Below are 25,324 nucleotides of genomic sequence, written 5' to 3' on the forward strand. Positions count from 1 at the left end.
CCCTGAGAGCCCCGCTGCGGCCTCCAACCGCTGTGGCGCAGGTGCGGGGACCCTTCGAGCGACCGTGGGGCTTGTAGAGCGCACTGGATGGCGTCGCCTGTCCGCGTCGAAGCGGTGAAACCCCTGTGATCCACACCATAGAATGGGGTGAGCCCGGCGACGAGGGGGGCAATGGGGACGCCTCGACCCGCCGTCCACCGCACGATCCTGGCCGTGGACGTGTCCGGTTTCGGCGCGCGCGGACGCACCGAGCAGGAGGCGGTGCGGCGCGGCCTGTACGAGGCGCTGGTGCGGGCGTTCGCCGAGTGCGGCATCCCGTGGACCGACGACTGGGACGGCACCTACCACGAGGACCGCGGCGACGGGCTGTTCGTGCTGGTGCCGCACGGCGTGCCCAACGGCCGGGTGGTCGGCTCCCTGCCGCACGTGCTCGCGGGCCAGCTGCGCAGGCACAACAAGGCGGCGGCCGAGGACGCCGTGATCCGGCTGCGGGCCGCGATCACCTCCGGCGAGGTGTCCAGCGACGGCAACGGCGTCATGGGCGACGGGCTGGTGCTGGCGTTCCGGCTGCTGGAGTCGACCGCGCTGCGCGAGGAGCTGCGGCGGCGGCCCGGCGAGCTGGCGCTGATCGTGTCCGACCGGTTCTACCGGGACGTCGTGCGGGACGACCCGGTGTGCGACCCGGACTCCTACCGCGAGGTCGCGGTGGACGTGAAGGAGGTCCACGGCAAAGCCTGGATCTCCCGCCCCGACCACCCCAAGCCCGAACCGCGCCGCCGCCTGCCCCGCCCGCGCTGGTCGGTGGTGTCGCTGGTGCCGCTGCTGGCCGTGCTCCTGTCCTGCGACGCGCTGGCCGCCCGCGCGCCGGCGGCGCTGCCGTGCCCGGAACCGGTGCAGGTCAACGTCCTGTCCTCGGCGGAGAAGGCGGACGTGGTGCGCCGGCTGGCGGCGGACTTCACCGACGCCTACCGCGACCCGACCGGCTGCAAGCGGGCGCGGGTGCACGTGACGTCCCGGCCCTCGGCGGCGGCGGTGTCGGCGATCGGCGAGGGCTGGACGGACAACGACCTGGCGGCCAACGGCCCCGAACCGCACGTGTGGCTGCCGGACGTGCGGTGGGAGCCGGCCGAGGCGCAGCGGCTGCTGCATGACGGCGACGGGAACGTCGAACTGGTCCACCGGGGCACGGTCGCGCACTCGCCGCTGGTGCTCGGCGTCGCGCCGAACCGGGCGACCGCGGACGGGTCGTTCCGGTGGCGGGACCTGGGCGCGTTCCGGCTCACCGCGGTGGACCCGGCGGCGTCGGGCGCGGGCCTGGCGGCGGCGGTGGCCGTCGTGCGCGCCGAGCTGGGCGCGACGGCGCTGGACGACCCGACCTCGGCCCGCCGGCTGCGGGAAGCGGCGCTGCGCACGACCGCGGGACCGGTGTGCCCGGACGCGACCGGTGCCGTGCTGGCCTCGGAGAAGGCGGTCGGGCGCGACGAGCTGCGGTGCCTGGTACCGCTGTACCCGGTGGAGGGCACGATCGACCTGGACCACCCGTTCGTGGAGGTGCGAAGGGCGAACCGGCCGCCCAACGAGCGCCGTGCGGCGGCGGTGACGGCGTTCCTGGCGCACCTGCTCACGGACGGCGGGCAGGCGTCGTTCCGCAGCGCGGGGTTCCGGGACGTGAACTGGGACCCGGGTCTGCGCGAGCGGGTGCGGCGGGGGAAGCCGCCGCTGCTGGAGCCCGTGGTGGACCCGGACCCGGCGGCGGTGCGCGCGGCGTGGCGGGCGGCGAGCGGCGGGAAGGGCGTGGTGCTGGCCGTCGAGGGTGCGCCCGCTCGGGCGTTGGCCGACCGGATCGCCGCGCTGGCCCCCGACGCGCCCCGGCTGGAGTTCACGCCCGAGACGGCGGCGGGGGTCGTGGCGGAGGCGGTGCGGCGGCACGGTTCCGGGCGCCCGGTCGTGGTGATCGCCTCGACGCCGACGCCCGCCCGGCCGGGGCCGGTGGTGGACGGCTCGATCGAGGTGCACGGCGTCGGGCTGGTGGGGGGCGCGTGCGCGGCCACGAGCCAGCTGGGCGCGTTCGACGCCGCCTACCCGGGCGATTGCACGGACGCGGCGGATGCGGAGCGGGCGTTGGACTGGGTCGCCGACCGGTTGTGGGGTGCGCGGTGACCAGGTGGCCGGTGACCAGGTGGCCGGTGATCAGGTGGCCGGTGATCAGGTGGCCGGTGATCAGGTGGCCGGTGATCAGGTGGCCGGTGATCAGGTGGCTGGTGGTGTGCTTGGTGGTGGCCGGGTGCGGTGTGCCGGCGGTGGACCCGGCGTACGAGGGGCGGGGGCCGATCACGTTCGTGGACAGCTACGACCTGTCGTCCACCGGGCCGATCCGGCGGCGGGTGGAGGCGTGGAACGCGCGCAGCAGCTCGGTCGAGGCCGTGACGTACGTGCCGATGCCCACCCCGACCGACGACTACCGCGCCCAGCTGATGGCCCGCGCCGGCGACCTGGCGGGCCGGCGCGGCGCGGACGCCGGGTCGCAGTGCTACGACGTGGTCACCCTGGACGTGGTGTGGACGGCGGCGTTCGCGCGGGCCAACTACCTGGCCCGGCTGCCCGAGGCCGAGATGGGACCGGACCGCTTCCTGCCCGCGTCCGCGGAGTCGGCCCGCGACAACGGGCGGCTGTGGGCGGTCCCCTGGCGGGCGGACGCGGGCGTGCTGTTCTACCGGTCCGACCTGCTGGCGGCTGAGGGCGTGAGCCGCCCGACGTCGTGGGACGAGTTGGAGCGGCAGGCCGCGACCATCGCGCCGAAGTACGGGATCGCCGGGTACGTGGGGCAGCTGGGCCAGTACGAAGGCCTGACGGTGAACGCGTTGGAGGCGGTGTGGGGCCACGGCGGCGACGCCGATCATTGGGACGGGCCGGGCGCACGGGCGGGCGTGGGCCGGCTGGCGAGCGGGGTGGAGCAGGGCTGGATACCGCGGGAGGCGCTGCGGTACGACGAGGCGGCGAGCCTGAAGGAGTTCCTGGAGGGGCGGGCGCTGTTCCTGCGGACCTGGCCGTACGCGCGGGCGGAACTGGAGGCTTCGCCGTTGAAGGACCGGTTCGGCATGGCGGCGCTGCCGGGGCCGGCGGCGCTGGGCGGGTGGAACGTGGCGGTGTCCCGGTGCTCGGCCCACCAGGCGACCGCCCGCGACTTCATCCAGTTCCTGACCGGGGAGGAGAGCCAGGCGGCCCTGTTGACCCAGGCGGGTTACCCGCCGACCTTGGCGAGCCTGTACGAGGATCGGGAGTTGAGGGCGCGGTTGCCGCACCTGGTGGTGCTTGAAGCGGCCGTGCTCAATGCCCGAAACCGCCCGCGCACGGCGCACTACGACGAACTGACGCGCGTAGTGCAGCGTGCGGTGCACAACGCGCTGGGCAACCCGCAGGCGTTGGACGCCGAACTCCGACAGTTGGCCGAGGACGTGGTCAGGGCTTCGTCGGGTCGTTGAGGGACTGCGCGGGGATGGTGGTGGCGGCTCGCCTGGCTTCGCGGTTCCAGTCGATCCAGCCCCGGATCACCAGCACCGCGAACACCGTGTAGACCAGCGCGCTGAAGTACAGGCCCGACTGGATCTGCAACGGCACGCCGATCGCGTCGACCACCAGCCACACCAGCCAGAACTCCACCAGGCCGAACCCCTGGAGGGTGAACGCCAGCACGGTGCCCACGAAGATCGCCGCGTCCGGCCACGGCGCCCAGGAGGCGTGCAGGGCGTCCAGGACCAGGGCGAAGCCGGTCGTCCCCACCACGAACGCGGCAAGCACCGCCAGGCGTTCCTTCACGGTGCCCTTGCGGACCACCACGCCGAAGACCGGGTCGCGCCGCCGGGTCCACGCCCACCAGCCGTACAGGGTGATCAGCGCGATCACGACCTGCCGCGCGGCGGTGCCGCCGAGGTGGGCGGAGATGTAGACGACGAACAGCAGGGTGACCGAGACCAGCTGCACGGGCCAGGTCCACAGGGAGCGCCGCTGCGCCAGGTACACCACGACGAGGGCGAAGACCTGGCCGATGAACTCGGCGTAGGACACCTTCTGGCCGAAGACGGTGAAGCCCTGATCCAGCAAGACGTGCATCGCGTCCTCCAAGCGTCTACTGCGCCGAACACCGCCCCGCGGCGATGTGTTCCCCACGTGTGACCGTGGGCACAAGGCGTACATCCGGATTTCAGCGGGCGTACATCGGTGCCTCGTACGTTGCCGCGAATGCGAGCCCTTGTCCTGGCTTTGGTGCCTTTGTTGGTCGCCGCGCCCGTCGCGGCAGCGTCCACCGGCGTGGTCGTGCCGGTCACGCAGACCCGTGCGTTCGTGGACGACGAGTCCGGCGTGCCCGCGAACGCGGACGCCGACGACCCCGCCATCTGGGTCCACCCCCGTTCGCCCGAGCGCAGTGTCGTGCTGGGCACGGTGAAGGAGGGCGGACTGGCGGCGTTCGACCTCGAGGGCCGCACCCTGGGCACCTATCCCGCGCCGCAGGCGCCGAACCCGGACGCCAAGCCGGGCCGGTTCAACAACGTCGACGTGCTCAGCCGGGTCGCGGTCGGCGGGGTCCGGCGGGACCTGGCGTTCGTCAGCGACCGGGGCCGGGACCGGGTGCGCGTGTACGAGATCGACCCGCGGGGCTCGGCGGCCGGGTCGGCTGTGGTGCGGGACGTGACCGACCCGGCCGCGCGGCCGGTGTTCTCCGCTGATGAGGACGAGGTCGACGACCAGCGCACCGCGTACGGGTTGGCGGCGGGGCAGGTCGACCGCACGCCGGTGGTCGTGGTGAACCGGCGGCACGAGACCCGGGTGGCGCTGCTGCACGTGGTCCCGGCGGCCGGCGGCGCGGTCGGCACGCGGGTGGTGTCGACCGTGGACCTGCCGTCCACTTTCCCGCTCCCCGACGGCACCTCGTGGACGCCGTGCGAGGAGCCGGGCGAGGGTCCGCAGTTGGAGGGCATGGTGGTGGACTCGGCCAACCACGTGCTCTACGCGGCGCAGGAGGACGTCGGCATCTGGCGCATCCCGCTGACCGCGACCGGATTCGGGACGCCGAAGCTGATCGACCGCGTGCGTTCCTTCGGGGTGCCGCAGACCTACGACCCGGAGACCGAGGAGTGCAAGGGGTCGGGCGCGGACCCGGGCTTCGGCGGCACCCACCTGGAGGCGGACGCGGAGGGCCTGACCATCGGCGGCGACCACCTGGTGGCGTCCAGCCAGGGTGACTCGCGGTTCGTGGTGTACGAGCGCACCGGCCGCAACCGGTACGTCGGCGAGTTCCGGGTGGGCGCGGGCGACGGCAACGACTCGGTCGAGCACTCCGACGGCGCCCAACTGGTGACCGCCGACCTCGGGGACGACTACGAGGAGGGCCTGCTGGTCGTGCACGACGGCGAGCGGATGCCGGCGGTGGGTGACTTGCCGACCACCGGCTTCGCGTACGTGAGCTGGGAAGACGTGCTCGACACCCTGTGAGCGGCAGGTACCTGTGGGGGGGCAGGTACCTGTGAGGGGCATATAACGGCACCATGATCTTGGCACCGCGGACCCGGAACCTGCTGGCGTGGCTCACCGTGTGGCTGACCGTGCCGTCGTGCGCGTGGCGGGTCGCCGCCGGGTTCGGCGTGGACGTCGGGTTCACCGGGCAGCTCGGCGAGCTGTACCGGGGTCCGGAGTTCCTGGCGTACGTGTGGGTGCTGACGATCGCCTCGCAGGCCGCCGCGTTCCTGACCTTCGGGCTCGTGCGGCCGTGGGGCGAGCGGGTGCCGGGGTGGGTGCCGGGGCTCGCGGGCCGGTCGATCCCGGCCGGGTTGGTCGTGGGGGTCGCGGGGGTGGGCGCGCTGGCGGTGACGGCGGTGTCGGTGGTGCTCGCGTTCTCGGACAGCGGTCCGCTGCACCACCCCGACTTCCCGAGCGGGACGGCGGGCACGGTCATGGCGCTGTGCTACGCGCCGCTGCTGGCGTGGGGACCGCTGGTCGGGGTGCTGACCGTCGCCTACGCCCGCCGCCGCGCCCACTCGTGAACGGGCTCGGCTCGTGACGCGCGGGAGCACCGCCCGTGGGTGGGGCGGGGCTCCTCGACAGGGGCTCGGCGACCGACGCCGGGTCGCAGCCGGCGATTCCGGCTCGGCTCCGCTCGGCCCAGCCGGCGGCGCGGCGGCCCGGCGAGCGGCGGCGGTTCGGCAGGCGGCGGCGGTTCGGCAGGCGGCGGCCGGGGTCAGCGGCCGTCGGTCGGGGGCATGGGCATGCCGGCCGGCGGGGTCGGGGTGTCCATCTGCGGAGGGCGGCCGCCGGTGGTCGCGCCGACGCGGGGCGGGGTCGTCGCCATCGTGTCCTGCGACCTGCGGGGCTCGGGGGCGCTCTTCGCCTCCTGCTGCATGCGGTCCAGCCAGCCCTCCCAGCGCTGCTGCATCGGCCGCACCAGACCACCGCCCACGCCGATCACGATGACGCCGGCGACCGTGGCCAGCACCGTGATGAGCACCGGCATGGTCACCGACACCGCGATGCCCAACTGGTTCAGCGCCGCGATCACGCCCAGCGCCACGATGAACCCGTAGGTGATGCCGCCCAGCATCCGCGTGTACGGCCGCGCGCCCAGCGCACCGGTCACCAGGCCGCGCAGCGCCTTGCCGATCGCGGCGGCCACGAGCACCAGCACGATCGCCACGACGATCCGCGGGAGGTAGGCGATGACGTCGTTGAGCAGCGCGCTGACCGCGTTGCCGGTGCCGAACACGCCGAACGCCATCTGCAGCGCGATCAGCAGCACGAAGTAGTAGACGATCTTGACGATCAACCCGGACGCGTCGACGGGCGAGTTCGCCATCGCGCCGCGCAGGCCGGACCGCTCCACCAGGCGCTCGAAGCCCACCCGGTTGAGCAGGAACCCGACCGCCTTGGCGAGCGCCTTGGCGATGAGCCAGCCGATGAACAGGACCAGCAGGAAGCCGAGGAGCTTCGGCACGAACGTGACCACCATCGCCCACGCTTGTCCGAGTCCTTCGGTGATCTGGGAGCCCACGACGCCCCTCCTCGCAGAAGTTGTCAACGCTTGCGGAGATCGTTTCCCACCCCGCATCACCCGGCAACCTGAAGCAGTGGCACGAAAGGGTGACTGACGTGGCACTTCGGCCGGCGACAGTCCAGAGTGGAGTCACCGGTGGGGACCGGGGAGAGGGAAACGCCCGGCACGCTCACGAGCGTGCCGGGCGTTTTCGCGTCGCGGGCCCCTACAGGCCGGTGAAGGCCGCCAGGCCCCGGCTGTCCAAGTAGGACCGCACGTGCGCCGCCGAGACGGCCGCGGTCGGGTCGGGGCGCGGGTCGCCCGCGCACGACGACGAGCTGTCCGGCAGCACGCCGTCCACCAGGTAGTGGTCGATCTCGCGGTCCACGCACTTGTTGCCGCTGCCGTAGATGCCGTGCTTGCCCTCGTCCCGCACGGTCAGCAGCTGGTGGCCCAGCTGCGTCGCCATCGCCGGACCGCCCTCGTACCGGGTCTGCGTGTCGCCCTCCGCCTGCACGACCACCCCGACCGGGTAGCCGTTGCGCTTGAGCTCGACGGCGGGCTCCGGGGGCGTGAAGGAGCGGTACGTGCACGTGGTCGGGGCCGCCCGCACCACGCCGAAGCCGTACGGGTAGCGCTCGCGGAACACGCGCATGTCCTCGAAGTACGTCTCGGCGTCGGCCGGCCAGTCGACCTCGCAGATGACCGTGCTGAACACGCCGGGCACCAACTCGCTGCGCACGGACTCGGCCAGGACCCGCGCGGACTCCGACGCCGTGCCCGTCGCCAACTGCCCCACCACGGCCGCCAGTTCCGCCCACAGTGGACGGTAACGGGCGCCCACGCCCACGGCCGCGTCGAACGTGGTGCGGGTCTGCCCCGCCACGGGTTTCGCGGCCAGGGACGCGGCGACGGCCTCCAGCCCCGCGAGCACCTCTTGCGGCGTGGCACCGAGCTTGAGCACCGCGTTGTGCTGCGCAGCCCACGCCGCCCACTGGTCGACGTTGCGCCGGTACGCCACCGCCTGCGCCCGGAACTGCTCGCGCCAGATCCACTCCGGGTGCACCGAGGAGTCCAGCACGCTGCGGTCCAGGCGCTGCGGGAACAGGCTCCCGTACACCGCGCCCAGGTAGGTGCCGTAGGAGTAGCCGAGGTAGTTCAGCTTCTCCTCCTTGAGCACCGCGCGCAGCACGTCCATGTCCCGGGCGGTGTTGGGCGTGTTGATGTAGGGCCGGATGCCGCCGGCCGCGCGCCGGCACGCGTCCTCGGCCGCCCGCGCCTCCGCCGCCCACTTGGGGAACTCGGAGTCCGGCGGCCGGGTGTCCGCGGTGGCGAAGTCGGGCGCCGGTTGGCAGGCCAGCGCGGTGGACCCGCCGACGCCGCGCGGGTCGAACCCGACCAGGTCGTACACCTGGGCCGGTGCGGACTTGGCCAGGAAGATCGGCATGCCGATCCCCGACCCGCCCGGACCACCGGGGTTGAGCACCAGGATGCCGCGCCGCCGTGCCTGGTCGAGCGCTTTCAGGCGGCTGACGCGGACCGAGATGCGGTCGGCGTCCGGGCGGCTGTAGTCGAGCGGGACGACGAGGTCCGCGCACTCCAGGCTCGGGACGTTCTGGCTGCACTGCTTCCAGGCGAGCTGCTGCGACGTGTACGGCGCGAGCGGGTCGGCGGTGGCGAACGACGGGACGACGGCTGTCGCCAGCGTGGTGACGAGCGCCAAGCCGACGGACACGTACCTGCGCACGGGCAACCTCCACGGTCGCTGGGGTGTTCCCCGAAGGGTCGCTGGGGCGTTCCCCGAAGGTAGGACGGGTCGCGCCGCAGGTCAGGCTGTGTCACTCGTTGGTGGACCGCGCAGGCACGACCGGGTGGTGTGCGATGGTGGAGGCATGAGCAGCTCCGCCGAGGTCCTGCCGGCGTTGTCGAGGGAGACGCTGCGCACGCTCCAGCGCGCCTCGGGCGACCTGGCGGCCTCCAGCGTGGCCGCGATGGAGGAGCAGCTGCCGTGGTTCCGGCGGATGCCCGCCGAGCAGCGCGCGGGCGTGCTGCTGCTGATCCAGAACGGGGTCGCCGGGTTCGTGTCGTGGCTGCACGACCCGCAGCAGGCGATCCGGCTGACCGCCGAGGCGTTCCGGGCCGCGCCGAAGGACATCTCGCGGTGGGTGAGCCTGCGGCAGACCGTCGAACTGGTCCGGATCGCGCTGGAGCTGTTCGAGCAGCAGCTCCCGAAGCTGGCCCGCGACGAGGCCGAACGAGCGCTCCTGACCGAGGGCGTGCTCCGCTACGGCCGCGAGATCGCCTTCTCCGCCGCCACCTCCTATGCCGCCGCCGCCGAGGCCCGGGGCGCGTGGGACGCCCGCCTGGAGGCGCTGGTCGTGGACGGCATCGTGCGTGGCGACGCCGAGGAGTCCCTGCTGTCGCGGGCCACGGCACTGGGCTGGGACCCGGCGGCGGAGGCCACCGTCCTGGTGGGCAACCCGCCGTCGGACGACCCGCCGGCGGTCGTCTTCGAGGTCCGGAGTCGGGCGGCCCGGATCTCCCGGCCGGTGCTGCTGAGCGTGCAGGGGTCCCGGCTGGTGGTGGTGCTGGGCGGCGAGACGGACAGCGGTGACGCCCTGGTGCGCCTGTCCGACGCGTTCGGCCCCGGTCCCGTGGTGGCCGGCCCGACCGTGAGCAGCCTGGCCGACGCGCACCGGAGCGCCGGTGACGCCCTGTCGGGCCTGCGGGCGGTGGTCGGGTGGCCGGCGGCACCTCGTCCGGTGCGGTCACTGGACCTGCTGCCCGAGCGGGCGCTGGCCGGTGACCCGGAGGCGGAGTGGCAGCTGGTGGACCGCATCGCCCGGCCGTTGGAGGACGCGGGCGGGTCGCTGCTGGAGACGGTGGACGCGTTCCTGGAGGTCGGGGGCGTGTTGGAGGCGTGCGCGCGGAAGCTGTTCGTGCACCCGAACACCGTTCGGTACCGGTTGCGGCGGGCGACGGAGTTGACCGGGCGGAACGCCAACGACCCCCGGGACGCTCTGGTGCTGCGGGTGGCCCTGTCTGTGGGGCGGCTGGCTCGGGCTCGCGGGCTCTGGTGAGAGGTTCGAGAGCTTTCAAGATCAAACCCGAAAGATGAAAAGCGGCGCTCGCCGCGCGGCAGGCCGCCAGCGGGGGGTGAAGGGCGTCGATTCCCCCGCCGCATGGCCTGGCGGAGCCAACCACACTTCGGGCCGGGTGCCGCTAAAACTTTTTGCTCGTTCCTCGCAAAAACTTTCGGCTGCACCCGACCCGAAGTGCGGTAGCCCTTCGGGCAGGCCATACGGCGGGGGAACCGAGGCCCTCCACCTGTGGTGGTCACCACCGCAGACAGCGCGCTTCGCGCGTTCGCAAGGGCTTGCCGCTGTGCGGCTGGGGTCACTCGACTGGGCGCGTCACCCTGGAGGGTGTGATGGAGAACGCATGTCCCGTTTGGGCTCGAATGGGTGGCCTTCGACAACACGTGACGTGGTTCAACGTTCATCCGCGAGTCACATTTGTAGACACCCTACAAACCCGTAGTCGTGGTTTCGTCAGCTCCGGCATCCCGCAAGACCACGGGAAACGTGTTCAGTGAGCGGGTGATCGCGCTGCTCGCCCCCGGACAGGGGTCTCAGACACCCGGCATGCTCGCCCCCTGGCTCGACCTCGAGGGGGCCGGGCAGCGTGTGGCCGCGTGGTCGGACGCCACCGGGTTGGACCTCGCTCGACTGGGGACCACGGCGGACGCCGAGGAGATCAAGGACACCGCGATCACGCAGCCGCTGGTCGTGGCGTTGGCGCTGCTCGCGTTCGAGGAGCTGCGTCGGCGGGTCGAGTTGCCTGCCGACACGATCATCGCCGGTCACTCGGTCGGTGAGCTGGCCGCCGCGGCGATCGCCGGGGTGCTGACCTCGGACGACGCCGTCGCGCTGGCCGCTGTGCGCGGTGCGGAGATGGCGGCCGCCTGTGCGCTGGAGCCGACCGGGATGGCTGCTGTGCTGGGTGGTGAGGAGGCCGACGTGCTGGCCCGCCTCGACGAGTTGGGGCTGGTCGGCGCGAACCGCAACGGGGCCGGGCAGATCGTGGCCGCCGGGCCGTTGCCCGCGCTGGACAAGCTCGCCGAGAACCCGCCGGAGCGGGCGAAGATCCGCAAGCTCCAGGTCGCGGGCGCGTTCCACACCGCCTACATGGCGCCCGCCGAGGAGGCGTTGCGCGTCAAGGCCGAAGGCATCGCCGTGGAGGACCCCACGCTGCCGCTGCTGTCCAACGCCGACGGCGCCGAGGTGACCTCCGGTGCCGAGGTGCTGAACCGACTCATCTCGCAGGTCACCCGCCCGGTGCGGTGGGACTCCTGCCAGGCGACCCTGGGCGCGAAGGGCGTGACCGCGGTGGTGGAGCTGCCGCCGGCGGGCGCATTGACGGGCCTGGCGAAGCGCGAACTGAAGGGCACCCCCACGTTGGCTTTGAAGACCCCCGACCAGTTGGACCAGGTCGTGGCGATGCTCGGGGAGGCCTGAGCATGACCTCCTTCGCCGTCCCCACCGGCCACGCGGGCACCCGCATCCTCGGCCTGGGCAGCTACCAGCCCGACACCGTCGTCAGCAACGACGACCTCGCCAAGATCATGGACACCTCGGACGAGTGGATCCGGGACCGGGTCGGCATCGCGAACCGGCGGTTCGCGGGCAAGGACGAGAAGCTCGTCGACATGGCGGTCGAGGCGGGCGCCAAGGCCGTCGCCGACGCCGGGCTGGCCCCCTCCGACATCGGCGCGGTGCTGGTCGCCACCTGCACCATGCCGTCGCAGATCCCCAACGCCGCCGCCCAGGTGGCCGACCGGATCGGTGTGAAGGCCGCGCCCGCGTTCGACCTGAACGCCGCCTGCGCGGGCTTCTGCTACGCCGTGGGCATGGGCTCGGACCTGGTCCGCGCCGGCACCGCCAAGCACGTGCTGGTGATCGGCGCGGAGAAGCTCACCGACTGGGTGAACCCGACCGACCGGTCCACCGCGATCATCTTCGCCGACGGCGCGGGCGCGGCCGTGATCGGACCCGCCGACGAGGCCCACATCGGACCGGTGGCGTGGGGCAGCGCGGGCGACCTGGTGGACATGATCCACGTGGCCGACCGCGACGCGTTCATCTTCCAGGAGGGTCAGTCGGTCTTCCGCTGGGCCACCACGCAGATCGCGCCGATCGCGCTGCGGGCCGTGGAGCTCGCGGGCATCGAGGTGTCCGACCTGGACGTCCTGGTGCCGCACCAGGCGAACCTGCGGATCGTGGAGGCGATCGCGAAGCGCCTGCGCGCCAAGGGTGCCCGTGAAGACCTCGTGATCGCCCGTGACATCGTGGACTCCGGCAACACGTCCTCGGCCTCCATCCCGCTCGCGCTGGACCACATGCGCGCGGCGGGCGAGGTCAAGAGCGGGGACGTGGCACTGCTCGTCGGCTTCGGGGCCGGCCTGTCCTACGCGGGACAGGTCGTCCGACTGCCGTGACCAACCCGAGGACTCCGGTGGGACAGCCCAGCCGGCGGATGCAAGAAGGAAGGGATTTTCAGTGAGCAACGAGGACATCCAGAAGGGGCTCGCCGAGATCGTCGAGGAGGTCGCCGGTGTCGAGGCGGCCGACGTGACGGCTGACAAGTCCTTTGTGGACGACCTGGACATCGACTCGCTGTCCATGGTGGAGATCGCCGTGCAGGCCGAGGACAAGTTCGGCGTGAAGATCCCGGACGACGAGCTGGCCAACCTCAAGACCGTGGGCGATGCGGTGAACTACATCGCCAGCAACGCATGACCACTGGCAACGACGTCGTCGTCACCGGGCTGGGTGCCACCACCCCGCTCGGTGGCGACGTCGCCTCCACCTGGGATGCTCTGCTCGCGGGCCGCAGCGGTGTGAAGCCGCTGGAGACCGACTGGGTGGAGCGGTTCGAGCTGCCCGTGCGCATCGCCGCGCAGCTCGCGGTCGAGCCGACCGAGGTGCTGCCGCGCGTCGAGGCGCGCCGGCTGGACCGCTGCGAGCAGGTCGCGGTGGTCGCCGCCCGCCAGGCGTGGGCGGACGCCGGGCTCGGCGAGGACGACGTCGACAAGGAGCGGCTCGGTGTCGTGGTCGGCACCGGTATCGGCGGCGCGCTGACGCTGCTGAACCAGGACGACCTCATCGAGGAGTCGGGGCTGCGCAAGGTGTCCCCGCTGACGGTGCCCATGCTCATGCCCAACGGCCCGGCCGCGCACGTCGGCCTGGACCTGAAGGCGCGAGCGGGCGTGCACGCGCCGGTGTCGGCGTGCGCGTCGGGCGCGGAGGCGTTGGCGTGGGCGTGGCGGATGCTGCGTTCCGGCGAGGCCGACGTGGTCGTGGCGGGCGGCGCGGAAGCGTGCATCACGACGATCACCATGGCGGGCTTCATCCAGGCCCGGACCATGAGCACCCGCAACGACGACCCGACCCGGGCGTCCCGCCCGTTCGACGTCGACCGCGACGGTTTCGTGCTCGGCGAGGGCGCCGGGATCATGGTGCTGGAGCGCGAGGACTTCGCCCGCGCCCGCGGCGCCCGGATCTACGGCAAGCTGGCCGGCATCGGCACGTCCTCGGACGGCCACCACATCACCGCGGCCGACCCGGAGGGCCTGGGCCAGTCCAGGGCCATCGCGGCGGCCATCCGCACGGCGGGCCTGTCGCCGACGGACATCGGCCACGTCAACTGCCACGCCACGTCCACCCCGGTGGGCGACGTGATCGAGCCCCAGGCCGTGAAACGCGCCATCGGCGACCACGCCGTGCTGACGGCGCCAAAGGGCAACCACGGCCACCTGCTCGGCGCGTCCGGCGCGGTGGAGGCGATCACGACCCTGCTGTCCGTGCGCGACGGCATCGTGCCGCCGACCCTGAACCTGGAGAACCAGGACCCGAAGGTGCAGCTGGAAGTGGTCACCGGCGAGCCGCGCAAGATCGACCTGGTCGCGGCGGTCAACAACTCGTTCGGCTTCGGCGGCCACAACGTGTCCCTCGTGTTCACCGGCGCCTGACCCCCATCTGTGGCACGACCCCGGGACCGACCGGCCCCGGGGTCGCTTGCTGTCCGGCTGCGGGAGGGGCGAGCGAGGCAGGCAGCGGGCTCGGGCAGGCGGCGGGGCTCAGGCAGGCGGCAGGCTCGCGTGGGCGGCGGCTCGGGCGGGGGGCGGCTCGCGCAGGCGGCAGGCTCGCGCAGGCGGCGGCTCGGGCGGGCGGCGGCGGCTCGGGCGGGCGGCGGCTCGGGCGGGCGGTTCGGCGGGGCGGGTTGTGCGGCGGGGTGGGTTGTGTGGTGGCGTGGCGGCTTGAGGGATGGAGCGGCGTGGTGGCGGTGTGGAGCCCTGCTGGTGGTGGGTGAAGTGCGGCGGGCGTGGCCTCCGGCCCCCGCTTCCATGATCCCACGCGGCAATGACATTCCGGCGCCTGTGGCCGCGTGAAGAGAGTTCAGCAGGCGGTGAACTGGGAGCTGGAGCCCTCCGTTCCCAAGTCCACCCGCAACGACCCCTCCTCCTCCTGCAACGGGTACACCACCCGCCACCGGATGCAGTCCGCCTGCAGCTCTGCCGGCGCCTTCGCCACGTCCTGGGTGCTGGTGAACGTCATCATCACCCGCAGCCGCCCCGGTGTGACCGTCTCCAGCCGGTGCACCTGGATGGTGCCGTCGCGGGAGCTCTCGTAGTCCGACTCCCACCTGATGCGCGGGGTCCGGTTCACGCGGTCCGCTGTCACGGTCTTCGCCCAGGCCTCGTAGTCGTGCGCGTTGATGGAGTCGAAGTACCGCTGCAGCACCTCGCGCACGCGCTGGCCGTCCGGGTGCAACGCCGCGTCGATGCTCAGCTGCACCCCGCTCGGACCCGGCTGGGAGCTGCGCGGCACGGAGGACGACACCGACGGCACCGCGATCTGGTCGCCGGCCGCCTGCACCGGCCTCCGGTAGGCCTCGCGCGCGAGGACGCCGGCGCCGGCGGTCAGCGCGGCGATCACCAGGACGGTGGGCAGCAGCAACCGGGACGACACGTCCAGAGGGTGCCATATGAGCCCGAACGCGCGTGGTGCCACCCGGACGGAGCAGCCCACTACCCGATCCCTGCGGGTGGTTCAACCACCGCCGACCACCCGAATTCGGTAAACACGAATTTCGGCGTAGATTCCACACCCTATCGGCCGAATAACCGACCGGTTGCCGGAGCAATGTCCGGCACTATCGCCCGACAGGACCAGCGGGATACCCGCCGTAACACAACCGCAAAAGGGCGGAAATCGAACAACGGCCCAGGTAGCGACCCTGGCGACAATTGAACGATCCAGTCCCGTTTAGCCAGCAGCCACCCCGACACCGCTCGGACCAGCGCTAAACCTGGCGTCCGGGTGGTTCCACCACGCCCGTACGCACGGGGAGTGCGAGTCCGGGCAACCCGCGCACCCACGAACGGCGCAGTCGACTCGCCGGTCTGGCGGATTGGCGAAAAGTGGACCACCGTGCGGGAATACACCGGTCGAAAGAAATCCTGGGGAAGGGAATTCCGGTGGACCTCCGCTATGAGGCTTACTGCTTCGCGGACCGCCTCTTCTACGACGTGCAAAGCCACGCGGAAACCGCCGTCGACGATTTCTCGCAGGTGCTCCCCGCGCTGCCGGAGGGGTGGTCGCAGACCGACCTCACCATCTGGCGCTACCTCCAGCCCGACGGCGCGACCATCCCCCGCCAGGGCTGGAAGATCCACGTCTCGGCCACGGTGAAGGACGCCGGCGAGGTCCTCCTGACCACCTACGAGTACCTGGTCGCCCGCCGCATCCCCTTCAAGTACCTGCGCACCCAGTCCATCGTCCTGGCCCGCAACTCCAAGTACGCCCCGCGCGAGGCCAGCGGCAAGCTCATCACCGTCTACCCGGCCGACGAGCACCAACTGGAGACCACCCTCCGCGAGCTCGACGCCCTGCTGTCCGGCAAGCCCGGCGCGTACATCCTCAGCGACCTCCGCTACGGCGCCGGCCCCCTCTACGTCCGCTACGGCGGCTTCGTCGAGCAGTGGCTGGAGCAGGACGGCCGCCGCGTGCTGGCCATCGAGGGCCCGGACGGCGAACTGGTGCCGGACCGGCGCAAGCCCACGTTCTCCGTCCCCGAGTGGATCACGCTCCCGCCGTTCCTCGCCGAGCACCTGGCCGCGCGCAAGGCCGGCGACGCCGAGTCCTTCCCCTACCGGGTGACGGGCTCGCTGCACTTCTCCAACGGCGGCGGCGTCTACCGGGCGACCCGCAAGTCCGACGACCTCCCCGTCATCCTCAAGGAGGCCCGTCCGCACGCCGGGCTGGACCGGGACAACGTCGACGCCGTCACCCGCCTGCGCCGCGAGCACGACATCCTCACCCGCCTGAAGGGCGTGTCCGGCGTGCCGGAGGCGTACGAGCACTTCACGGCGTGGGAGCACGAGTTCCTGGCGATGTCGCCGGTGCCCGGCCGCCCGGTCGGCCAGTGGCTGGGCCGCAACTACCCGCTCACCCACCACCGGACGACCCCCGAGCAGATCGCCGCCTACACCGAGCGCGCGCTGGAGATCGTGGCCAAGGTCGAGGAGATCGTGGCCCGCGTCCACGAGCGCGGTGTGGTGTTCGGCGACCTGCACCCGCTCAACGTGCTGGTGGACGAGGACGACTCCGTCTCCCTCATCGACTTCGAGCTGGCGTCCACGCTGGAGGAGAACCGCAAGCCCACGCTGGGCTCGCCGGGCTTCCAGGCCCCTCCCGACCGCGAGGGGTTCGAGATCGACGAGTACGCGCTGGCCGCGCTGCGGCTGTACCTGTTCCTGCCGCTCAACGCGATCATCGAGCTGGCGCCGGTGAAGCTGCGCAACCACGTCGAGACCATCCGCCGCCGCTTCGACCTGCCCGACGAGTACTGCGACCGCATCCTCGACGTCCTCGCCCCGCGCGTGGACGTCCCGGCCCCGGCCACGACCCCGCTGGAGGAGCCGCAGCCGGACTGGAAGGTGGTCCGCAAGTCCATCGCCGCGGCGATCCTGGCCAGTGCCACCCCGGGACGCCAGGACCGGCTGTTCCCCGGTGACGTCGAGCAGTTCGAGGTCGGCGGCGCGGGGTTCGCGTACGGCGCGGCGGGTGTGCTGCACGCCCTGGACGCGGCGGGCGAGGGCCGGTTCCCCGAGCACGAGCGGTGGCTGCTGGACAAGGTGCGCCGCGACCCGCCCAAGGAGCCCGGCTTCTACACCGGCGCGCACGGCGTCGCGTACGTGCTGGAGAACTTCGGCTACCACGAGGAAGCGGACAAGCTGGTCTGCGCGTACCACCCGCTGCTCCCCTCGCTCAAGGACCACGGCCTGAACTCGGGCCTGTCCGGCGTGGGCCTGAACCTGCTGCACTTCGCGTGGACCCGGCGCGACGACGTCTACGCCGACCAGGCGGTGGAGGTCGGCGCGAAGCTGGTCGGGATGCTCGCCGACGCCCCGCCGCCCGGCGACAAGGCCAAGGCGGGCCTGCTGCACGGCTGGTCCGGCCCGGCGCTGCTGTTCACCCGCCTGTTCGAGCACACCGGCGACCGGGCGTGGCTGGACGCGGCGGAACGCGCGCTGGACCGCGACCTCGCCGAGTGCGCCACCGCGCTGGACGGTTCCACCCAGGTCCGCGACGGCAACTTCCGCACCCTGCCCTACGTCGGCATCGGCAGCGCCGGCATCGCCTTGGCGCTCAACGAGTTCGCGCGGGTCGCGCCGGGCGCACCGTGCGTCGGGCGGCTGCCGGAGCTGGTCGCGAGCCTGACCGGCGAGTTCGTCATCCAGCCCGCGCTCACCCTCGGCCGCGCCGGTCTGCTGGCGACCCTCGCGCACACCGGCGGTCCGCAGGAGGCGATCGAGCAGCACCTGGGCGCGCTGGCGTGGCACGCCGTCCCCTTCCAGGAGGGCACGGCGTTCCCCGGCATCCAGCTGCGCCGGCTGTCGATGGACCTGGTCACCGGCGGCGCGGGCGTGCTGCTCGCGCTGTCCTGCGCACTGGACGGCACCCCCGTGCTGCCGTTCCTCAAAGCCCCGGCCCTCGCGGGTCGGTAGCAGTAAATCCCTTCTGTCCCCCTGGAATGAGGAGTTCGAGATGGAGTTCATCCTCGACCTGCAGGACCTGGAGACCCCCGAGGTCCAGGACAGCGCGATGGCCAGCGGCGGCAGCAGCGGCGGTGGCGGCAGCACGACCGCGTCCAACGCGTCCCTGCTGCTCCCGTGCAGCCACTCCACCGTGAGCCTGCTCGCCTGCTGACGCCTGCGCCAGGTCGAACACGGGTGAGCGGCGCAGGCGAAGTGCGCCGCTCACCGGCCACACGAGGGTCCGACGGCGGTCTCCCGGCTCCACCCGGGCGGCCGGCGTCGGGCCCTCGCCCATGATGCGCCCTCGGACACGGCGAGGTCGCGTCGGCTTGTCGGGTGCTTTTCCCGCCGATCAGCTCTTCCGATCGGCGGGAAAAGCACCCGACAAGCCGACACCCAAGGCGACCTCGCCCGCGACGCCGGAGGCGGCGCAATCCAACACGGAGCCGGAATGTTGCTGAAGACGGTTGTCCGCCGGGACCCGCGGTGGCTGCTGCTGGCGCTCAACGCGCTGCTCGCGACCACGGCCGGCCTGCTGCTGCCCGCCGCGCTGGCCCGGACCGTGGACCTGGCACTGGGCGGCTGGCTCGAGTCCGGCGCGGTGTTGTGGCTGGTCGGGCTCGCGGGCGTGGAGGTGGTGGGTGACGCGATCGGCGTGGTGCTGGCGGCGGCGATCACCGCGCGCGGCACGGCGTGGCTGCGCGACCGCCTGGCCGGGCACCTGGTCGCGCTGGGCCACCCGACCCGGTTCGAGCCCGGTGACGCGATCAGCCGGTTGACCGGGGACAGCGCGATCGCGGGCGGGTTCGCCGTGCTGCTGGTGAACCTCGGCATCACCGCGCTGACGGCGGCCGGTGCCGTGGTGGCGCTGGCGGTGCTGGACTGGCGGCTGGCGGTGGTGTTCCTGCTGAGCGTGCCGCTGGCGACGCTGCTGGTCCGGTCGCACCTCAAGCTGACCGCCGAGGACGTGACGGCGTACCAGGAGGTGTCCGGCGAGCTGTCCGCGCGGCTGGTGGACGCGGTCGGCGGGCTGCGCACGATCGCCGCGTCCGGGCGCGCCGAGCAGGAGGCGCAACGCGTGCTGCGGCCCCTCCCCCGGCTCGCGGCGGCGGGCGTGGGCATGTGGCGGACGCAGGCGAAGATGATCTGGCGGGCCGGGCTGCTGCTGCCCGCCGTGGAGCTGGCCGTGCTGACCGCCGCCGGGTTCGGCGTGGTCGCGGGCCGGTTGAGCGTCGGTGACGTGCTGGCCGCCCTGGGGTACGCGGGGTTGGGCATGGCCGTCGTGGGGCAGGCGACCGTGCTGACGGCGGTGCAGCGGGCGCGGGCGTCGGCGGCGCGGATCGACGAGGTGCTGTCGACCGAGCCGGGACCCGTTGTGCGGCACGGGTTTTCCGCACCGGGTGTGGTGGAGCTGCGCGGAGTGTCCGTGGGTGAGGCGCTGCGGGACGTTGATCTCTCTGTGCCCGCTGGGACGTTTTTGGCTGTTGTCGGCCGGTCCGGGGCGGGGAAGTCGGCGTTGGCGGCCGTGATCGGCGGGCTGACCGCGCCCTCCGCTGGTCAGGTGCTGCGCGGCGGGTCGGTCGGGTACGCGTTCGAACGGCCGGCGCTGCTCGGCGACACGGTGGCGGACGCCGTGTCCTACGGGGCTTTGCTGGAACGCGAGGAAGTCGTGGCGGCTTGTCGGGCCGCGCAGGTGCACGACGTGGTGGTGCGGCTGCCGAACGGCTACGACACGCCGCTGTCCGAGACGCCATTGTCCGGTGGTGAGGCGCAACGGCTCGGGCTCGCGCGGGCGGTCGCACGGGAGCCGCGGGTCTTGGTGCTGGACGACGCCACGGCGAGCCTGGACACGGTGACGGAGTCCACTGTGGAGCGTGCACTGGAGTCCGCTTTGCCCGGCCGGACAAGGGTTGTCGTGACGCACCGGGCCGCGACCGCGCGGCGGGCGGACCTGGTGGTGTGGCTGGAGGACGGTCGCGTGCGGGCGGTCGGTCCGCACGAGGTGCTGTGGGACGACGCGGACTACCGGGCGGTGTTCGGCTGATGGGACCGTACCTGCGGGCGTTGGCCGCTCAGCGGCGCGCGGTGCTGGCGTTGCTGGGCTGGTCGGTGGTGGAGGGCGTGCCGGCGCTGCTGTCCGGGCGGCTGGTGGGGCTGGCCGTGGACCGGGGGTTCGCGGTCGGCGACGTGCGCACGGGTGTGCTGTGGTTGCTGGCGTTCGCGCTGGTCGCGGTGCTGGGCGGGTTCGGGCTGCGACAGGTGTTCATGCGCCTGGGCGAGGTCGTGGAGCCGCTGCGGGACGCGTTGGTCGGCGTGGTGGTGCGCGGGGTCTTGCAGTCGGTGAAGCGGCAGCCCGACGCCAGTGCTGTCGCCCGGATCACCCGGCACGTCGAGGTGGTGCGCGACGCGACCGCCGGGCTGTTGGTGCAGGCCAGGGCGTTGCTGGTGACGACCTCGGCGGCGCTGGTGGGCCTGGCGACGCTGGTGTCGTCGGTGGCGTGGCTCGTGGTGCTGCCCGTGGTGGCGTCCCTGGTGCTGTTCGGGGCTCTGCTGCCGACGTTGGCGCGTGGACAGCGGGCGCTCGTGCTGGCCGACGAGCGCGCGGCCGAGGCGGCGGGGTCGGTGCTGCTCGGGATGCGGGACGTCGTGGCGTGCGGCGCGGGTCCGCGGGCGGTCGCGGACGTGCGGCGGCAGGTGGACCGGCAGGCGGCGGCGACCGTGCGGCTGGCGTGGGCGACGGCGTTGCGCGGGATCGTGATCTCGCTGGGCGGGTTCGCGCCGCTGGCGTTGCTGGTGGTGCTGGCCCCCGGGTTGGTCGCGCGGGGGTCGTTGAGCGCGGGTGAGGTGCTGGGGGCGGTCGTGTACCTGAGCACCAGCGTGCAGCCGGCGTTGCGGCGGCTCGCGGACACCGTGGGCACGGTGGTGCTACGGCTGGCCGTGGCGTTGCGGCGACTGGCTGAGGCGGCACCGCAGGTCCTTCCCCCGACGGGTGATCTCGTTCCGGGGAGTGGTGAGATCGAGTTGCGGAGGGTGACGTTCGGGTGGGGTGCGGGCGTGCCGGTGGTGCGGGACCTGTCGTTGACGTTGGAGCCCGGTGCGCACCTGGCGGTCGTGGGGCCGAGCGGGATCGGGAAGTCGACGTTGGCCGGGCTGATCACCGGGTTGGTGGCGCCGCACTCCGGTGACGTGCTGTTCGGCGGGGTGCCGGTGGGGGCCGTGGAGCCTTCGGTGCGGCACTCGCGGATCGCTCTGGTGCCGCAGGAGACGTACCTGTTCACCGGGACCGTGCGGGAGAACCTGGCCTTGTTCGCCCCTTCGGCGTCGGATGCTTCGTTGATGGCGGCGGTGTCGGCGGTCGGTGCCGACGACGTGGTGCGGCGGTTGGGCGGGTTGGACGGGGTCGTGGGGCACGGCGGCGGTGGGTTGTCGGCCGGTGAGGCGCAGTTGCTGGCCGCCGCGCGGGTGTACGCGTGCCCGGCGGACGTGGTGGTGCTGGACGAGGCGACGTCCAACCTGGACCCGGCGGCGGAGGCCGTGGTGGAGCGGGCGTTCGCCGAGCGGGGCGGGGTGCTGGTGGTCGTCGCGCACCGGCTGTCGTCCGCTTTGCGTGCTTCGTCGGTGTTGGTGATGGACGGGGGCGAGCCGCTGCTGGGTGCTCACGAGGAGTTGCTGGGCCGTTCGGCGGCGTACCGGGACCTGATGGCGGCGTGGCAGCCGGTGGCGTGATCTACCGTTCTGCGGCGTGGACGTCTTCGAGGAGCACCGGCCGCGGTTGACGGCGGTGGCGTACCGGATGCTGGGTTCGCTCGCCGACGCGGACGACGCCGTGCAGGAGACGTGGCTGCGGTACTCGCGCACTTCCGAGGTGGAGAACGTCGCGGCCTGGCTGACGACCGTGGTGAGCCGGGTGTGCCTGAACATGCTGCGGACGCGGGAACGGCGGCGGGAGTCACTGGGGGTGACCGTGCCGGACCCGGTGATCAGTGGGCCGGACGAGGACGTGGCACAGGCCGATGCCGTCGGGTTGGCGCTGATGGTGGTGCTGGACACGTTGTCGCCGGCTGAGCGGGTGGCGTTCGTGCTGCACGACATGTTCGCCGTGCCGTTCGAGGAGATCGCTGCCTTGGTCGAGCGGTCGACGGCTTCCGTGCGACAGCTGGCTTCGCGGGCGCGGCGGCGGGTGCGGGCCGCGGCTCCGGTGCCGGACGCGTCGGTGGCGCGGCAGCGGGAGGTCGTGGACGCCTTCTTCGCGGCGACGCGGGAGGGGTCGTTGGAGGCGTTGGTGGCGGTGCTGGACCCGTCGGTGGTGCTGCGGTCGGACGGCGGGGTGGGGTCGCGGCACACCGTGGTGCTCAGCGGGGCTTCGACGGTGGCGCGTCAGGCGGCCATGTTCGGCGGGTTGGCCGGGTTCGCGCGGCCGGCTCTGGTGAACGGGGCGGCCGGGGTGGTGGTGATCGGGGCGCAGGGGGTGTTGTCGATCATGGGGTTCGGCGTGGTCGAGGGGCGGATCGTGTCGATCGACGTGATCGCGGACCCGGCGCGGCTGGCGGGGTTCGACCTGTCGGCGGTCGGCAGCTGAGAGCGGCGGCTCGGCGGCGCTGCGGCTCGGCGGCGGCACTGCGGGCGGCGGGCCCGGCTGTGGCACTGCGGGCGGCGGGGCGGCAGCGGCACTGAGAGCGGCGGCCCGGCGGCCTGGCGGCGGCACTGCGGGCGGCTCGGCACTGCGGGCGGCCCGGCGGCGGGGCGGCGGCTCGGCGGCGGAGCTGTGGGCGACGGCTGATGTGGGGCTGGGCCGGGCGTGGGTGGGGAAGTAGGCGCCGGATGCCTGGCGCGCAAACGTTTGCCGGCGCTCGATCCGGGCCGGAGTCGCGAGCGGGCGCGCGGGCCACGGCCCCCGGTATCCATTTTACCCGTGGGGTACGACAGATCCGGGGGGCGTGGCGGTCAGCCGACTCGGTGGAGCCAGGTCACCGGGGCGCCGTCGCCCGCTCGCCTGAACGGTTCCAGGGCGTCGTCCCAGGCCGCGCCCAGGATCTCGTCGACGCCGTGTGCGAAGGACTCGCCGCCCCGGCTTCTGGCCGCCAGGGTGCGCAGCTGGTCCTCGGAGACCACGATGTCGCCGTTCGCGCTCGTCCGCGCGTGCCACAGGCCCAGGACGGGCGCGAAGCAGTAGCGGACGCCGTCGACGCCGGGGCTCGGGTCCTCCGTGACCTCGAACCTCAGCATCGGCCACGCCCTGAGGGCGGCCACGAGTCGGGCGCCTGTGCCGGCCTCGCCGGTCCAGGCCGCCTCGGCGCGCAACTGCCCGGGCGCCGCCGGTTGGGCCGCCCACTTGAGGTCTGCCCGCTCGCCGAGGGTGCCCGAGATCGCCCACTCGACGTGCGGACAGACCGCAGACGGCGACGAGTGGACGTAGACCACGCCACTGGTGCTGCCACGGGTGCTCACGTTGACCTCCGCTGCTCGACGAGGGACGTCTTCCCCTACGGCCTGTCGAGTGTGCTGCGGACGATCTTGCGAATTCCCGACCCGGTCATTCTGCCCGCGATCGCAGCGGTCCGCCAGAAGAACCAGCACGTTCATCACCCGGCCGGGTCAGATACAGGACTTTAGACCCTGAAACGCGACCCTGCGGCCCACGTCAAGCGGCCGCAGGGTCACTTTCCGAGATCAACCCGACACGGTGGAGTGATCCACTCGCCAGGTCACAGCGCGCGCAGCGCGGTGACCGCCGCCACCACATCGACCAGGCCCGTGCCGCGGTCGAAGCTGCTGGTGTACGCGCCGGCCGGCACGTAGCCGCCGCCGTACTTGTACGCGCTCGCCTTCAGCGCGGCCTCGACCTGGCCGGGCGTCGCGGACGGCCTGGCCTGGAACAGCTGGGCCACGATCCCCGCGATGTGCGGAGCGGCCATCGACGTGCCGGAGATCGTGTTGTAGGTGCCGAGGTCGAGCAGGCCGGGGCCGTTCTGGGGCTTCAGGCCGGTCGCGCAGATCACCAGGTACGGGCGGCACGCCGAGGTGATGTTCTCGCCCGGCGCGGAGATGTCCGGCCAGGTGGACTGGTCGGTCGCGAGACCGCGCGAGGAGTAGTCGGACACCGTGCCGTCGCGGGTGCCGGTGTCCTGGTCGTTGTAGGAGGCGACGGAGATCACGCCGGGCGCCGGGTCCTGGCCGGGCGGGTTGGACAGGCTGGTGGTCCCGTCGCCGCCGTCGTTGCCGTTGGCCCACACGGTCACCACGCCCTGCGCCGCGAGCGCCCGCTGGAGCTTCGCGGTGGCCGAGTTCGGGTCGAACGCGCCGCCGCCGACCGGGCCGTAGGAGTTGTTGACCACCTTGATCGGCGGGCACGTCGAGGCCGGCACGCCCGCGCCGCACGGTGCCGCGTGGTTCTCCAGCACCCAGTTCAGCGCCGCGTCCGCGCCGAGGATCAGCAGCGCCGCGCCGGTGGAGATGACGACGGCCTTCGCGCCGGGGGCCGCGCCGCGCACGACCGTCCCGTCGGTGAGCTTCACGTCGCTGCCCACGGCGATGCCGGTGACGTGCGTGCCGTGGCCGCCGACGGACAGGGTGTCGGTGTCGACCGACGTCGGCACGTCCACGATGCAGCCGGTGCTGGTGGACGACTCGTCCACGCACAGGCTCTTGAGGTTGCGGACGACCTTCGTCTGCCCGCTCGCGGTCTTGAACGCGGGGTGCGTCGGGTCCACGCCGGAGTCGATGACCGCGACGGTGACGCCGCTGCCGTCCAGGGCGAGGCCGTTGGCGCCGGTCAGGGTCTGGCGCGCTTCCAGGCCGCGGGTGGCGGTGTGCGAGGTGGAGCCGGTGAACCGGATCGGCTGCTCGGCCTCGACGTAGGTCACGCCGGGCACGGCCCGCACGGCGGCGATCTTCGCGGCGCTGCCGCGCGCGGCGACGACGCCGATGCGGTCGAACGACGTGACGCGGGTCAGGCCGGCCTCGGTGACCGCGCGTTCGGCGGCGGCCAGGTCGGTGCCGTGCACCAGGACGGTGCCGGAGTAGGTGGAGCTGAGCAGGGCCGAGACGGGTGCGAGGAGACCGGCGTCGGCGGAAGGGGCCGCGACTACCGAGAGTGCCAGGACTCCCGCGGCGGCGAGGGCGGCTTTGCGCATGGCGATCAAACCTCCGGTGCAGGGTTGAGCAATCCGTCTAACGATCGACGCCCGTTCCGGTGATGGCGG

20 protein-coding genes are annotated in these 25,324 nt (G+C 72.8%); 14 read left to right on the forward strand and 6 right to left on the reverse strand.

Going from position 1 to position 25,324, the window contains the following annotated elements; translation table 11 throughout:
• Nucleotides 1–171: 171 nt before the first annotated feature.
• Together DFJ66_RS15520 and DFJ66_RS15525 are read left to right on the forward strand one after the other, a co-directional pair.
• A complete protein-coding gene (locus DFJ66_RS15520; RefSeq protein ID WP_121222007.1) occupies nucleotides 172–2,160 on the forward strand; it encodes a substrate-binding domain-containing protein in 1,989 nt (662 codons plus the stop codon).
• A gap of 11 nt (nucleotides 2,161–2,171) precedes the next feature.
• Nucleotides 2,172–3,482: an ABC transporter substrate-binding protein gene (locus tag DFJ66_RS15525; RefSeq protein ID WP_170199423.1), complete on the forward strand. Its 1,311-nt coding sequence runs from the start codon at nucleotides 2,172–2,174 to the stop codon at nucleotides 3,480–3,482.
• Here DFJ66_RS15525 and pnuC read toward each other — a convergent pair.
• The gene (gene pnuC / locus DFJ66_RS15530; RefSeq protein WP_121222012.1) at nucleotides 3,460–4,110 is read right to left on the reverse strand and encodes a nicotinamide riboside transporter PnuC; all 651 of its coding nucleotides are present in this window, start codon (nucleotides 4,108–4,110) and stop codon (nucleotides 3,460–3,462) included. The two genes, DFJ66_RS15525 and pnuC, sit on opposite strands and share 23 nt — an antisense overlap.
• Before the next feature lie 129 nt (nucleotides 4,111–4,239).
• Between pnuC and DFJ66_RS15535 the strand changes: the two genes are divergently transcribed.
• Both DFJ66_RS15535 and DFJ66_RS15540 read left to right on the forward strand, forming a co-directional pair.
• Nucleotides 4,240–5,490: a phytase gene (locus DFJ66_RS15535; RefSeq protein WP_121222014.1), complete on the forward strand. Its 1,251-nt coding sequence runs from the start codon at nucleotides 4,240–4,242 to the stop codon at nucleotides 5,488–5,490.
• A gap of 53 nt (nucleotides 5,491–5,543) precedes the next feature.
• The gene (locus DFJ66_RS15540; RefSeq protein WP_121222016.1) at nucleotides 5,544–6,038 is read left to right on the forward strand and encodes a hypothetical protein; all 495 of its coding nucleotides are present in this window, start codon (nucleotides 5,544–5,546) and stop codon (nucleotides 6,036–6,038) included.
• 194 nt (nucleotides 6,039–6,232) lie between these two features.
• Here the strand turns inward: DFJ66_RS15540 and DFJ66_RS15545 are convergent, their stop codons facing one another.
• The gene (locus tag DFJ66_RS15545) at nucleotides 6,233–7,039 is read right to left on the reverse strand and encodes a mechanosensitive ion channel family protein (RefSeq protein ID WP_121222018.1); all 807 of its coding nucleotides are present in this window, start codon (nucleotides 7,037–7,039) and stop codon (nucleotides 6,233–6,235) included.
• 208 nt (nucleotides 7,040–7,247) lie between these two features.
• Nucleotides 7,248–8,768 carry an alpha/beta hydrolase gene (locus DFJ66_RS15550; RefSeq protein ID WP_121222020.1) on the reverse strand — a complete coding sequence of 507 codons (1,521 nt, stop codon included), beginning with the start codon at nucleotides 8,766–8,768 and terminating at the stop codon, nucleotides 7,248–7,250.
• 145 nt (nucleotides 8,769–8,913) lie between these two features.
• Between DFJ66_RS15550 and DFJ66_RS15555 the strand changes: the two genes are divergently transcribed.
• The 5 genes from DFJ66_RS15555 (at nucleotide 8,914) to DFJ66_RS15575 (ending at nucleotide 14,051) form a co-directional block, all read left to right on the forward strand.
• Nucleotides 8,914–10,101 (forward strand): PucR family transcriptional regulator, encoded by a 1,188-nt coding sequence (locus DFJ66_RS15555; protein WP_121222022.1) that lies wholly within the window; start codon nucleotides 8,914–8,916, stop codon nucleotides 10,099–10,101.
• 504 nt (nucleotides 10,102–10,605) lie between these two features.
• Nucleotides 10,606–11,538 (forward strand): ACP S-malonyltransferase, encoded by a 933-nt coding sequence (locus DFJ66_RS15560; RefSeq protein ID WP_281276616.1) that lies wholly within the window; start codon nucleotides 10,606–10,608, stop codon nucleotides 11,536–11,538.
• A gap of 2 nt (nucleotides 11,539–11,540) precedes the next feature.
• Nucleotides 11,541–12,518: a beta-ketoacyl-ACP synthase III gene (locus DFJ66_RS15565; protein WP_121222026.1), complete on the forward strand. Its 978-nt coding sequence runs from the start codon at nucleotides 11,541–11,543 to the stop codon at nucleotides 12,516–12,518.
• 61 nt (nucleotides 12,519–12,579) lie between these two features.
• Nucleotides 12,580–12,819, forward strand: coding sequence for an acyl carrier protein (locus tag DFJ66_RS15570; RefSeq protein ID WP_053720023.1), 240 nt, complete (start codon nucleotides 12,580–12,582; stop codon nucleotides 12,817–12,819).
• Nucleotides 12,816–14,051 (forward strand): beta-ketoacyl-[acyl-carrier-protein] synthase family protein, encoded by a 1,236-nt coding sequence (locus tag DFJ66_RS15575; protein ID WP_121222028.1) that lies wholly within the window; start codon nucleotides 12,816–12,818, stop codon nucleotides 14,049–14,051. The genes DFJ66_RS15570 and DFJ66_RS15575 overlap by 4 nt, the downstream gene beginning before the upstream one ends.
• Before the next feature lie 427 nt (nucleotides 14,052–14,478).
• Here the strand turns inward: DFJ66_RS15575 and DFJ66_RS15580 are convergent, their stop codons facing one another.
• Nucleotides 14,479–15,051 (reverse strand): hypothetical protein, encoded by a 573-nt coding sequence (locus DFJ66_RS15580; RefSeq protein WP_121222031.1) that lies wholly within the window; start codon nucleotides 15,049–15,051, stop codon nucleotides 14,479–14,481.
• Nucleotides 15,052–15,560: 509 nt separating this feature from the next.
• On the opposite strand from DFJ66_RS15580, the gene lanKC reads away from it, so the two are divergent.
• The 5 genes from lanKC (at nucleotide 15,561) to DFJ66_RS15605 (ending at nucleotide 22,701) form a co-directional block, all read left to right on the forward strand.
• On the forward strand, nucleotides 15,561–18,092 hold the full coding sequence (gene lanKC / locus DFJ66_RS15585) for a class III lanthionine synthetase LanKC (protein WP_121222033.1): 2,532 nt from the start codon (nucleotides 15,561–15,563) through the stop codon (nucleotides 18,090–18,092).
• A 40-nt stretch (nucleotides 18,093–18,132) separates the two neighbouring features.
• Nucleotides 18,133–18,294 carry a SapB/AmfS family lanthipeptide gene (locus tag DFJ66_RS15590; RefSeq protein ID WP_121222035.1) on the forward strand — a complete coding sequence of 54 codons (162 nt, stop codon included), beginning with the start codon at nucleotides 18,133–18,135 and terminating at the stop codon, nucleotides 18,292–18,294.
• 279 nt (nucleotides 18,295–18,573) lie between these two features.
• Nucleotides 18,574–20,166: an ABC transporter ATP-binding protein gene (locus tag DFJ66_RS15595; RefSeq protein ID WP_121222037.1), complete on the forward strand. Its 1,593-nt coding sequence runs from the start codon at nucleotides 18,574–18,576 to the stop codon at nucleotides 20,164–20,166.
• Nucleotides 20,166–21,848, forward strand: a complete 1,683-nt coding sequence (locus DFJ66_RS15600) for an ABC transporter ATP-binding protein (RefSeq protein WP_121222039.1) — start codon at nucleotides 20,166–20,168, stop codon at nucleotides 21,846–21,848. The genes DFJ66_RS15595 and DFJ66_RS15600 overlap by 1 nt, the downstream gene beginning before the upstream one ends.
• Nucleotides 21,849–21,864: 16 nt before the next feature.
• A complete protein-coding gene (locus DFJ66_RS15605; RefSeq protein ID WP_121222041.1) occupies nucleotides 21,865–22,701 on the forward strand; it encodes a sigma-70 family RNA polymerase sigma factor in 837 nt (278 codons plus the stop codon).
• A 365-nt stretch (nucleotides 22,702–23,066) separates the two neighbouring features.
• Here the strand turns inward: DFJ66_RS15605 and DFJ66_RS15610 are convergent, their stop codons facing one another.
• Nucleotides 23,067–23,570 (reverse strand): DUF3145 domain-containing protein, encoded by a 504-nt coding sequence (locus tag DFJ66_RS15610; RefSeq protein WP_121222043.1) that lies wholly within the window; start codon nucleotides 23,568–23,570, stop codon nucleotides 23,067–23,069.
• A gap of 257 nt (nucleotides 23,571–23,827) precedes the next feature.
• Nucleotides 23,828–25,255: a S8 family peptidase gene (locus DFJ66_RS15615; RefSeq protein ID WP_121222045.1), complete on the reverse strand. Its 1,428-nt coding sequence runs from the start codon at nucleotides 25,253–25,255 to the stop codon at nucleotides 23,828–23,830.
• Nucleotides 25,256–25,324 lie beyond the last annotated feature (69 nt).

It is taken from the genome of Saccharothrix variisporea (genome assembly GCF_003634995.1).
Lineage (GTDB): Bacteria > Actinomycetota > Actinomycetes > Mycobacteriales > Pseudonocardiaceae > Actinosynnema > Actinosynnema variisporeum.